Source organism: Hymenobacter metallicola (assembly GCF_004745645.1).
Taxonomy (GTDB): Bacteria; Bacteroidota; Bacteroidia; order Cytophagales; family Hymenobacteraceae; genus Hymenobacter; species Hymenobacter metallicola.
The window spans coordinates 335,880-347,901 of the sequence record NZ_SRMB01000001.1 but is presented as its reverse complement, the minus strand read 5'-3'; the positions used below and the strand labels follow the sequence as shown (position 1 = coordinate 347,901).

Sequence of the window (12,022 nt, the reverse complement as noted above, 5' to 3'; positions counted from 1 at the left end):
AGCGGCACCTCATTCGGGCTGCAAAAACGCTACTACCTGGCTGATTACGTCCGGGTCGCGCATGATGCGGTTGTGACCCAGCCCGGTGGTGGGTCGGAAGTCGAGGCCGGGCCAACTGCGGGCAATGGCCTCGGCTTCGTGGAAAGGAATGGTTTCGTCGGCCCGGTCGTGGAGCAGCAAGGCCCGCTCGGCCGGCACTTGGTGGCCCACCTGGGTTAGGCTGTAGCTTTCGGAGCGGCGGCCGTGCCGGGCCTCGGCAAACTCCGTCATGCGGGCCAATACACTGCCGGGCAGCTCGAGCAGGTCGGCAAAGCGCTGAAACACGGCCGGCGTGCTGCCCGGCACACTCAGCAGCACTAGCCGTGGCAGCAACTGGCCATTATTAAAGTGCACTGGCAGCCCCGCCGTGGCCGCGGCCCCAAACGAGTGCGCCACCACGCCCCAGATTGGCCCTACTTGGTCAGCCACGGTCTGAATGGCAGCTCCAAACATGGGCAGGGTAGTGCGCCGGCCCGAGGAAGCACCGTGGGCCGGCCCATCAAAGGCTATTACCCGGTAGCCGGCCGCTACTAAGCCTTGGGCAAAGGCCCCCCAGAAGCTGGCCCGGTGTTCCCAGCCGTGCACCAGCAGCACGGTGCGCTTCCCCGCGGGGTTCCACTCGTAGGCAACTACGTGCCCCTGCTCAAACGGCACTTCAAACCGCCGAGCATCAGCCAGGGCCGCGGCTTCCCAAACCTTGACTGCTAGCTTACGCGGCGTGGTAAACAGCCGCCACGCTGATTGAAAGGCGACTGTGGTAGAAATAACGGTCAACAACCGAAACTTCAGCCGGAGCAGCTTTAGGGCCGTTGGCACCGGCGCCGGTGTAATGGGGGGTGTCATACGAGCAAATATCCGCACTCCCGCCGACTCTGGCTTAGTCCTCCTGCTCACCCAGGCGGGCCAGCAACTCTTCCACCTGCCGCTCCAGGCGCGTGAGCCGCTCTTCCATCGTGGATGGGGGCCGTAAATGAGTGGTAAATACGGCCTTTACCTCCCAGATTTCCAGGGCCTGGTCGAGGGCAAATTCCTCGGAGCCGTAGTCGGGGTTATCAGCCCGCAGCCGCAGACGGGTGTCGGAGAGGCGCTCGGAGAGGCGGCGCACCAGCAGCTTGCTCTGGGTGACGAAGGCGTAGATGCGCTGTACCCGCAGGTTGGGCGCGGCCAGATCCACGCGGCGGCACAGAATAACGTCCTGGTGGCGCAGCCCCTGCTGCTGGTGCTGCATTTCGGCCCCTACGATTTCAAAGGCCCGGGTAGCTGGCCCCAGGCTGTGCGGAAAAGTAAGCGGGGGCAGCGCGTCGAGGAAGGCCGCGCTGTGGTGCTGCACAATGTATTCGAGCAAACGGGCGGCTGGCACGAAGGGCGTCACGCTGGGCTGCTGGTCGGCCCGGGCGGCGGGCTGAGCGGTAGGTGCGGGCAGGGCTTCTTTCTGGTAAATATCGAAGTGGTAGAGCTCATTTACCGTTAGCTCTTTTGTTAGTAGCAAGTCGACGGACAAGCCAAAATGCTGAGCAATCTGAATCAAGGTCTCCATTTTGGGTTCGGAGCGGCCTTCTTCGTAGGCACCCACGCTGGGCCGGGCCAACCCAAATAATTCGGCAAAAGCCGCCTGACTCAGCTTCTTAACCGTTCGAATCTTGCGGATGTTCTTACCAACGTAGGACATAGCAGGGAAAAAATATTTCGCTCAAAACTTGAGCACCTCTCAAACTTTGAGTACACTTGCACCGTAAAGCTACCACATAACCACCAACTACATTTATCAATTGGCTATTTTCTTGAGCCATTAGCTAACAATCCTCCCTCCGCGCCGCCAACCGCCCAGCTTTCCTTACCTTTTACGCCTATTCTTCCACCTCAGTACTTGCTATGGCCGACGCCTACTTCCTCAAAATTTACCGCTACTTACTGGAGCTCGGCTTCGACATTCACCACCAGGACCCGGCCGCACATATTCTGGTCGTGAGCCGGCCCGAGCTGGGCATCGAGCACCTGGTGCTGGGCTGCGGCGAGCCCCTGCTGATTCTGGAGCAGCACCTGCTGGATTTGCCCGGCCCGAGCTGCGAGGTGTACCAGCGCCTGCTCCAGAAAAACCGCGACATCATCCACGGCGCCTTCGTGCTCGACGACTCGGGCCGCAAGGTCATTTTCCGCGACACCCTCCAGCTTGAGCACCTCGATTTGCCCGAGCTGGAAGCGGTGTTCAACTCCCTGGCTCTGCTGCTGAGCGAATTCGGCGACGAGCTGATTGCCTTTTCGAAAGCGTAAATCCCCGTAGCCCAACCGCCATGAACATTTTCAGCCGCCTCTTTAAAATCGGGCAGTCGGAAGCCCATTCCGCCGTCGACCAGCTCGAAAACCCTATCAAAATGACCGAGCAGGGCCTGCGCGACCTGCGCCAGGACCTCGATAAGAGCCTGCACGCCCTGGCCGAGGTGAAGGCCATGGTGATTCGGGCCCGTAACGAGGGCGAGGACTTCCGCGCCAAGGCCCTGGACTACGAAAACAAGGCCGTGCTGCTGCTCCAGCGCGCCCACAAGGGCGACCTGCCCACGGCCGAAGCTGACCGGCTGGCCGGGGAAGCCCTGCTGAAAAAGGCCGAAAACGAGGCCCACGCCACCCGCAGCAGCACCGACCAGGAGAAGTTTGCCGCCTCGGCCGCCCAGCTCGACCAGAACGTGCAGCAGCTCAAGCAAACCATCAGCCAGTGGGAAAACGAGCTGAAAACGCTCAAGGCCCGCGTCACGGTGAGCACCGCCACCAAGACCATCAACCAGCAGCTGGCCCAGATTGACTCCTCGGGCACGGTAAGCTTGCTGGAGCGAATGAAGGAGCGGGTAGCCGCCGAAGAAGCCCTGGCTGAATCCTACGGGCAGATTGCCCAGCAAAGCCGCACCGTCGACCAGCAAATCGACAAGGCCCTGCAGCAGAGCGGCGCCGGGCAGGCCGCCACCGACTTACAGGCCCTGAAAGACAAGCTGGGCCTGAATTCGCCCCCGCAATAAGCCGCTGATGGTTGACCCGCGCAGCCTTTTTTCTACCTTTAAGCTGCCCTCTTTATGCCCATGACCGAATTAGCCCAAGCCGCACTTTCCCCGCCTAATCTGGTGGCCACGAGCTTGCTGATTTTCGTGCTGCTCTACTGGCTGACGGTTATTCTCGGGCTGCTCGACTTTAAAACCCTGGACCTGCACCTCGACCCCGACGGCGGCCTGACCGAAGCGCCCAACGACCCGCACCTGAGCGTGGCCTGGCTCAACAGCGCCCTGGCCTTTTTCAACCTGGGCCGGGTGCCGCTGATGGTGTTCGTGAGCTTCGTGGCTCTGCCGCTCTGGGTGGGCAGCATCCTGACCAACTACTACACCCACAATACCTCCTGGCTGCTGGGTTTGGCGTTTTGCCTGCCGCTGTTTGTCGGCAGCCTACTGGTAGCCAAGGTGCTGACTACGCCCTTCGTCAAGCTTTTCGCCGTGCTGGAAAAAGACCAGGCGGGCACCAACCCCATCGGCAAGGTGTGCACGGTGCTGCTGCCGGCCTCGCACGAACACCTGGGCCAGGCCGTGGTAAAAGCCAACGGCGACACGCTGATGCTCAACGTGAAAGCCGCCTCGGCCGCCACCGAGCTGCACAAGGGCGACACGGCCCTGATTATCGACTACAGTGCCCGCAGCCGCTGCTATTTGATTGAGCCCTACGACCACGACGACGCCCGCTAAAGCCGGCTGACCTGGTCGTTTTTTACAATTCACCGCCTCTTCTACTGATTCTACTTTACTCCTCCCCTCCTATGATTGGTCAACTTTCCCTCGCCGTGCTGGTGCTGCTCGGCGTATTCCTGCTCGGCATCATTGCCGTGGTGGCGCGCATGTACAAGAAAGCCGTGCAGGGTGAGGCCCTGGTGCGCACCGGCATGGGCGACACGAAGGTGTCGTTTACCGGTATCTTCATCGTGCCCGTACTCCACAAGATGGAGGTAATGGACATCAAGCTCAAGACCATCATCATTCAGCGGGCCGGCTCCGAAGGCCTCGTGTGTAAGGACAACCTGCGGGCCGACGTGAAGGTGAACTTCTTCGTGCGGGTCAACAAAACCCACGAGGACGTGCTCAACGTGGCCCAGAGCATCGGGGCCCACCGCGCCTCCGACCCGGCCGCCCTGGAAAACCTCTTCGACGCCAAGTTCTCCGAAGCCCTCAAAACGGTTGGTAAGCACTTCGACTTTATTGAGCTGTATAATTCCCGGGAGCAGTTCAAACAGGAAATCCTGCGCATCATCGGCACCGACCTCAACGGCTACGTCCTCGACGACTGCGCCATTGATTACCTGGAACAAACCCCGCTCACGGCCCTGAACCAGGATAACATTCTGGACGCCGAGGGCATCAAGAAAATCATTGCCCTGACCTCGGAGCAGAAGATTCAGGCCAACTCCATCCAGCGCGAGCAGCAGAAAACCATCAAGAAGCAGGACGTGGAGGCTCAGGAAACCATCCTGCAGCTCGAAAAGCAGCTGGTGGAAAACCAGGAAAAGCAGAAGCGGGAAATTGCCAACATCAAGGCCCGGGAGCTGGCCGAAACCGAAAAAGTCTTGCAGGAAGAGCGCCTGAAGGGCGAAAAGGCCCGCATTGCCACCGAGGAAGAAGTGCGCATCGCCGAGCAGAACCGGGACCGGCAGGTGCTGGTAGCCGAGCGCAACAAGCAGCGCACCGACGCGGTGGAAACCGAGCGGGTAGCCCAGGCCAAAGCCCTGGAAGCCAACGAGCGGGAGCGGATTGTGGCCCTGGCCCAGATTGAAAAGGAAAAGGCCCTGGAAGAAGAGCGGAAGAACATCCAGACCATCATCCGGGAGCGGGTGGTGGTGGAAAAAGCCACGGTGCAGGAAGAAGAGAAAATCAAGGATACCCGCGCCCAGGCCCAGGCCGAGCGGGAAAAGCTCGTAGCCCTCACGGCCGCCAAGCAGCAGGCCGAAGCCGCCACCGTGGCCCTGGTGGGCAACGCCGACATGGAGCGCCAGGCCGCTGAGTTCCGCGCCAAGCAGGCCCTGATTGACGCCGAAGCCGAAAAGGCCGCCGCCGAGTTCAAGGGCCAGGCCATCCGGACCCTGGCCGAAGCCGAAGCCAGCAAAGCCACGGCCGTGGGTTTGGCCGAAGCCCAGGTGATGCAGGCCAAGGCCACCGCCCGCCAAAAGGAAGGTGAAACCCAGGCCAACGTATTGCAGCTCACCGCCGCCGCCGAAGCTCAGGCCATTCAGGCCAAGGCCGGCGCCCAGGCCGAAGCCGACGAGAAGCTGGGCCTGGTAGCCGCCAAAATCAACCGGGAGAAAGGCCTGGCCGACGCCGACATCATCCAGGCCAAAGCCGACGCCGACCAGAAGAAAGGTTTGGCCGAAGCGGCCGTATCAGAGCAGAAATTCGCCGTGGAAGCCAAGGGCATCGAAGCCAAGGCCGACGCCATGAAGAAGCTCGACGGCGTGGGCAAAGACCACGAGGAATTCAAGCTGCGCCTCGACAAGGACAAGTCGGTGGAGCTGGCCCAGATCAACATTCAGAAAGACATTGCCGCTTCGCAGGCCGAGGTGATTGGCGAGGCCCTCAAAGCCGCCAAAATCGACATCGTGGGTGGGGAAACTATGTTCTTCGACCAGATCATCGGCTCCATCACCAAAGGCAAGATGGTGGACCGTACCGTGCACAACAGCGAAGTGCTGGGCACCGTGAAAGACGCCTTCTTCTCCCAGGATGGCGGTGGCGACTTCAAAACCAACCTGCGCCGCTTCGTGGACCAGTTCGGCTTCTCGGCCGAGGAAATGAAGAACCTGAGCGTCTCGGCCCTGCTGCTGAAGATGATGCACAAAGCCGGCGACGATACAACCCGTAACACCATCACGGAGCTGGCTAGTACGGCCACGGCCCTGGGGATTGGGGATAAGCCGGCCAAGATGCTGGAGCTGAAGTAAAGAGCGACTACCTCTGCTAGAAACTAGCTCCCCTCCTCAGATGAGGAGGGGTTGGGGGTGGTTGACCAGCGCGTCTGAACATCCTACTAGTTCTAGTTTTCTAGCTCTAGTGCTTCAACCACCCCTAGCCCCTCCTTATCTAAGGAGGGGAACTAGTCTTTAGGCTTCTATAGCTATGCCCGATACAAATCACATTCATAACCTAGGCTATCAAGAGGCTACCCGTCGCACGCTCCGCAGCAACCTCACTCCGGCAGAAGCCTTACTCTGGAAAGCACTCCAACGCAGCCAGCTAGCCGGCCGCAAGTTCCGCCGCCAGCACGGAATCGGGCCTTACATCGTGGATTTCTACTGTCCGGCTGAAAAGCTGGTGGTAGAACTAGACGGAGCGGGACACTTCACGGCTAGCGGCGAGGCGCGGGATGCGGAGCGGGACGCTTACTTAAGCAGTCTAGGGTTGAAAGTGTTGCGGTTTGAGAATAATCTAGTCGTGCAGCATATCGAAAGTGTATTGGCTGCCATTGAAGCGGCCTTTCAGAATCCCTTTCTACCATCATCAACCACCCCTAGCCCCTCCTCATCTGAGGAGGGGAACTAGTTTCTAGCCTTAGCTCTAGCTGATGTTCGGGCTGCTTTTATGGAACAAACTACCCAACTCGAAACCGGCACCTACGAAATCCTGCGCAACCGCCTGCTCAAGAGTAGCACCGACTTGCGCCAGCGCCTCGATAAGCTGAATACGGAGCGCAAGCAGGTGTTTGGGGCCGTGGATACGCGCCTGCTAGGCACCGGCCGCATTACGACGGAAAACAACTGCGTGCCCTGGGACATGGTGTCGGTGGGGCAACGGTTCATCTTTGGGTATAACGTGGTGCTGGGGCTGAAGGCGGAGCCGGATTTAGCGGACGTGTTTGGGGTGTACGAGTACGCGGAGCACGACTTCCGGCCGCTGGGGCTGGAGCTGCTGCAGAACCCGCAGTTTCTGGAGGAGTTTCGCAACCTGTACCGCTACTACAAGAACACCCAGTTCGTGAAGTTTGCGGTGCTGGGCACGCACCTGTTCATGGTGTTTCGGGTGGGCAAGAGCGCCTCGGATGTGAAGACGTTCAAGTGGCTCGTGCAGGGCGACACGCTCACCTACCTCGACAACCGCTCCGACCACGAGTACACCTTTCCGCCCCAGCACGAGTTTCAGTGGAAGCGAGCCACCCGCGACATGCAGCGTGGTGGCAAGCACCCCCACATCAGCATCGAGGACAAGGTGTTCGTGGAAACCATTGGCGGCGACCTGACCATCAAAGTTGAGGACAACACCAGCACCGGGCAGGGCATTCTGAGCGAGCCGGTGGATGACAAGGACCAGACCCTCGACGACTCGGAAATCTACTTTGCGGTAGTGGGCAACCTGATTCTGCTCAAGATCCGGCCTTACCAGGAGCAGCAGTACCGCTACTTCATCTTCAACTTCAAGCTCAAAACCGCGCAGCGCCTCGATGCCCTGGCCGATGCCTGCGTGCTGCTGCCCGATGGGCAGGGCTTAATTTTTCCGCACGGCTTCTACCTGCAAACCGGCGACAACAAGCTCTTCGACAACGGCCTGCGGGAGATGCTGTTTGAAAAGCGCGTGGTGTCGCCGAACGGGGAGGATTTCCTGTACGTGTTCTACAACAAGGACCAGGGCACCTACCTGCTGCTGAGCTACAACCGCATTGCCCAGCGCGTCGACAACCCCATTGTATGCCACGGCTATGCCCTGTTTGAGAATGGGGAGCTGTGCTACTTCCGCGCCGACGACGAGCCCAAGAAGCACCACGCCGTGCAGATCTGGCAGACGCCCTACACGGCCCCGGATTTCGAGTTGCCCGTCACCTCCGATTCCTACCTCTACAAGCTGGGCAACAAGGAGATTGTGCGGGCCATGAGTGAGGTGCAGGAAGTCCTGACGCTGACCAGCAAGGACGATTCCTACGCCGGCCTCTACCTCGACCTGATTCGCCAGACGACCAGCCTCACCGACGCCTACCACTGGCTGCGCGAGCCCGCCGCTCAGGCCCTGGCTGAGCCGCTGGGCGACATCCGGCAGACGGCCACGGCCGCTGTGGAGGAGTTTGAGAAGGTGCAGAGCATCCGCAAAAACACCGCCCAGCAAACCCAAACCGTTTTCCAGAAGGCCGACGAGCTGGTGGGCCGCATCCGCCGCTCGGCGCCCGACACCGTGACGGAGTTTGTGCAGCTGCTGGGCGAGCTGCGCGGGGTGCGGGGCGAGGTAATTTCCCTGAAGGAGCTGCGCTACGTGGAGCTGCCGGCCGTGGAACAGCACGCCACTGGCCTAGGGGAGCTAAGCAAGGAAGTAGCCACCCAAACCGTGGATTTCCTGCTCAGGCTCGATGCCCTCCTGCCCTACGCCCAGCGCGTGCAGGCCATTGCCGACGGCGTGGAGCAGGTGCAGAAAACCATCGAGGCCGACCAGCGCGAGCAGGAAGCCACCGCCGTGGCCCAGGAGCTGGAGCTGCTGATTGAGGTAGTGAGCAACCTGCCCATCCCCGACCCCACCCAGACCACGGCCATCATCGACAACATCTCGACGGTGTACGCCCGCTTCAACCAGATTCGGGCGGCGCTGAAACGGCGGCGGCAGGCGCTGGCTGGCACGGAGGCCCAGGCGGAGTTTACCGCCCAGCTCAAGCTGCTGGAACAGGCCCTCACCAACTACCTCGATCTGGCCGACACGCCCGCCAAGTGCGACGAGTACCTGACCAAGCTCATGGTGCAGCTGGAGGAGCTGGAAGGCAAGTTTCCCGACTTCGACCAGTTTATTGAGCAGCTCACCACCCGCCGCGAGCAGGTGGTAGAAGCCTTCGAGTCGAAGAAAACCGCCCTGGTAGCCGCCCGCAACCAGCGCGCCACGGCCTTGCTGCAAAGCGCCGAGCGGCTGCTGAAAGCGGTGCAGAGCCGCCTCACCCGCCTGGAATCGGTGGCGGATATCAACGGGTACTTTGCCGCCGATGTGATGGTGGAGAAGGTGCGCCAGACCGCCCAGGAATTGCTTAACCTCGGCGACTCGGTGAAGGCCGACGACGTGCAGAGCCGCCTCAAAACCCTGCGCGAAGACGCCGTGCGCCAGCTCCGCGACCGGGCCGACCTGTTTGCCGATGGCGGCCAGACCCTCAAGTTCGGCCCCCACGCCTTCACCGTGAATACCCAGCCCCTGGAGCTGACCGTAGTGCTGCGCGACGACGCCCTGCACTACCACCTCACCGGCACTAATTTCTTCCAGAAGATAACCGACCCTACCCTGCTGGCCGCTAGGCCAGTGTGGGAGCAAACCGTGGTGTCGGAAAACCAGGACGTGTACCGGGCCGAGTTTTTGGCCTGGCGCATTCTGCAGGCGGCCCAGCACCCTGCGCCCGCCGATGCGGAAGCGGGCCGCCCCGCCGTGCTGTCCGTAACGGAGCTAGGCCACCTCAGCGCTGCCGAACTCCTGGCCTACGTGCAGCAGTTCATGGCCGCGCGCTACCAGGAAGGCTACCTCAAAGGCGTGCACGACCACGACGCCACCCTGCTGCTCACGGCCCTGGTGCGCCTCACCCGCACCGCCGACCTGCTCCGCTACCCCGCCGACACCCGCGCCGCCGCGGCCCTCTACTGGCTGCGCTTCGCCGACCCCGACCAGCGCGCCCACTGGGAGCGGCAGCTTCAGGGCATTGGGGTGCTGCTGCAGGTGTTCCCCGATTCGCAGGAGTTCGATGAGCTGAAAACCGAGCTGCAAGCCGCCGTGGAAACCTTTGCCCAGCAAACCGGCCTCTTCACCCTAGGCCAGGTAGCGGAAGCCGGCGACTACCTTTTCCACGAGCTGACCCACACCGGCACCTTCATCATTGCCGCCGAAGCCGCCGAGCTGTACCAGCAGTTCCAAAAGCAGCTGCAGGAGCGCCAGGCCACGGAGCTGTTCCAGCAGTCGGTGACGGGCCTACAGGACCAGCCCGCCGCCCAGCTGCCCCTGATCCGGCAGTGGCTGCAGGCCTACCTGCGCCAAGCCCCGGCCGCTGCTACCCTCTCCGATTTCTGCAACGAGTGCGCCGTGCTCCTGCTCACCGGCACGTATGATTCGGCGCGGGTGGTGCACACGCCCCTGCGCGAAATCCTCAGCGGCTTCCAGGGTAGCCACCCGCGCATTGAAACCAACAACCAACAACCACAAACCACCAACCAATACCACCTCAACTTCCCCGACTTCAGGCGCCGGCTACTGCACTACGATCGGGTGCTGGTGCCACAGTTCGAACAGTTTCAGGAGCTGAAGAAGCAGCTGCTGGTGCGGGCCGCCCAGGATATGCGCCTCGAAGATTTCCGCCCGCGGGTGCTTACCTCGTTCGTGCGCAATCAACTGATTGATAAAGTGTATCTGCCGCTGATTGGGGCCAACCTGGCCAAGCAGATCGGGACGGCGGGCGAGGGCAAGCGCACCGACCTCATGGGCCTGCTCCTGCTCATCTCGCCGCCCGGCTACGGCAAAACTACGCTCATGGAGTACGTAGCTAACCGCCTGGGCCTCATCTTCATGAAGATCAACGGGCCGGCCATTGGGCACGCCGTAACCAGCGTAGACCCCGCCCAGGCCCCCAACGCCGGAGCGCGGCAGGAGCTGGAAAAGCTGAACCTAGCCTTCGAGATGGGCGACAACGTGATGATTTACGTGGACGACATCCAGCACTGCAACCCCGAGTTTCTGCAGAAGTTCATCTCGCTCTGCGACGCCCAGCGCAAGATTGAGGGCGTGTACGAGGGCCGCGCCCGCACCTACGACTTCCGCGGCCGCAAGGTAGCGGTGGTGATGGCCGGCAACCCCTACACCGAAAGCGGCGACGTGTTTCAGCTGCCCGACATGCTGGCCAACCGCGCCGACATCTACAACCTCGGCGACATCCTGAGCACCGGCTCCGAGGAAGCCTTCCGCCTCTCCTACCTCGAAAACGCCCTCACCAGCAACGCCGCCCTGGGCCGCCTCGCCACCCAGAGCCCCCAGGACGTGCCCGCCCTCATCCGCCTGGCCGAAACCGGGCAGCAGGACGGCCTGAGCCTGGAGGGCAACCACTCGCCCGAGGAGCTAAACGAGTACGTGGCGGTGCTGCAAAAGCTGCTGCGCCTGCGCGACGTGGTGGCCCGCGTGAATGCGGCCTACATTGCCAGCGCCGCCCAGGCCGACGCCTACCGTACCGAGCCGCCGTTTAAGTTGCAGGGCTCCTACCGCAACATGAACAAGCTGGCCGAGAAGGTGCGCCCCGTGATGAACGACCAGGAAATAACCGACCTGCTGGCCGCTCACTACGAAAGCGAAGCCCAAACCCTGACCAGCGCCACTGAAGCCAACCTGCTCAAGCTGCGCGAGTTGCTAGGCTGGCTCACCCCCGCCGAGGAAACCCGCTGGCAGGAAATCAAAGCCACCTTCCGCGACAACCTCCGCAACTCCGGCGCCGGCCAGCTCCTGCAGATGCTGGATAAGCTCGAAAGCATTGCTGGTGGGCTGAGTGGGATTCGGGAGGTGTTAAAGCGGGAGTAATTCTACGACAGTGTATTCTATCGACACAATTCTTGATGCTCTAGCGCCAGGGGCACTGCTCTTAGCAAGCCCTGTATTCCTCTACACGGCTTTTAAAGACTGGCGTAGGAAGGTATACTTCCGTAGGTATGGCATTGAGGCGGAAGGAATTGTTGTTCGGGTTGAGGAGAGAAAAGAGGAGGAACACATTCTTCGTATTCCGATTGTGAGCTTTAGCACCCAAGATATGCATTGGATTACCCTTCCTTACGAGGGTGGCAACCTCGCCAATAAATTACAAACAGGGCAAACCATTCTGCTACGCTATGACCCAACCAATTACAAAGACTTTATTATCCCTGTAGATGAGTCAAGTACTACTATATGGCTTTGTCTACTAGCCGGTGCCAGCTTGTTCACAGCCGGAGTTGTTAGCTTGGCAAAAGCTCAGTAAACCAACAACCAACTTATTCGGCAACTCCGGC

9 protein-coding genes are annotated in these 12,022 nt (G+C 61.0%); 7 read left to right on the top strand and 2 right to left on the bottom strand.

The annotated features are described in order from the left end of the window. Positions 1-9 precede the first annotated feature (9 nt). A complete protein-coding gene (locus E5K02_RS01445; protein ID WP_135391529.1) occupies positions 10-882 on the bottom strand; it encodes an alpha/beta fold hydrolase in 873 nt (290 codons plus the stop codon). A 34-nt stretch (positions 883-916) separates the two neighbouring features. Beyond that, positions 917-1,708 (bottom strand): XRE family transcriptional regulator, encoded by a 792-nt coding sequence (locus tag E5K02_RS01440; RefSeq protein ID WP_135391528.1) that lies wholly within the window; start codon positions 1,706-1,708, stop codon positions 917-919. A gap of 203 nt (positions 1,709-1,911) precedes the next feature. Here E5K02_RS01440 and E5K02_RS01435 point away from each other — a divergent pair, with 203 nt between their 5' ends. The 7 genes from E5K02_RS01435 (at position 1,912) to E5K02_RS01405 (ending at position 11,991) form a co-directional block, all read left to right on the top strand. Beyond that, positions 1,912-2,310: a type III secretion system chaperone family protein gene (locus E5K02_RS01435; protein WP_135391527.1), complete on the top strand. Its 399-nt coding sequence runs from the start codon at positions 1,912-1,914 to the stop codon at positions 2,308-2,310. Positions 2,311-2,330: 20 nt separating this feature from the next. After that, positions 2,331-3,047 (top strand): PspA/IM30 family protein, encoded by a 717-nt coding sequence (locus tag E5K02_RS01430; protein WP_135391526.1) that lies wholly within the window; start codon positions 2,331-2,333, stop codon positions 3,045-3,047. Between the two features lie 60 nt (positions 3,048-3,107). Further along, positions 3,108-3,758 carry an OB-fold-containig protein gene (locus tag E5K02_RS01425; protein WP_167856238.1) on the top strand — a complete coding sequence of 217 codons (651 nt, stop codon included), beginning with the start codon at positions 3,108-3,110 and terminating at the stop codon, positions 3,756-3,758. A 71-nt stretch (positions 3,759-3,829) separates the two neighbouring features. After that, entirely contained in the window at positions 3,830-5,998 is a 2,169-nt protein-coding gene (locus E5K02_RS01420; protein ID WP_135391524.1) for a flotillin family protein, read from the top strand. Between the two features lie 175 nt (positions 5,999-6,173). Then, positions 6,174-6,596, top strand: coding sequence for an endonuclease domain-containing protein (locus tag E5K02_RS01415; RefSeq protein WP_135391523.1), 423 nt, complete (start codon positions 6,174-6,176; stop codon positions 6,594-6,596). 39 nt (positions 6,597-6,635) lie between these two features. Then, on the top strand, positions 6,636-11,558 hold the full coding sequence (locus tag E5K02_RS01410) for a DNA repair ATPase (protein WP_135391522.1): 4,923 nt from the start codon (positions 6,636-6,638) through the stop codon (positions 11,556-11,558). 10 nt (positions 11,559-11,568) lie between these two features. After that, a complete protein-coding gene (locus E5K02_RS01405; protein ID WP_135391521.1) occupies positions 11,569-11,991 on the top strand; it encodes a DUF3592 domain-containing protein in 423 nt (140 codons plus the stop codon). The last annotated feature ends 31 nt before the right edge of the window (positions 11,992-12,022 follow it).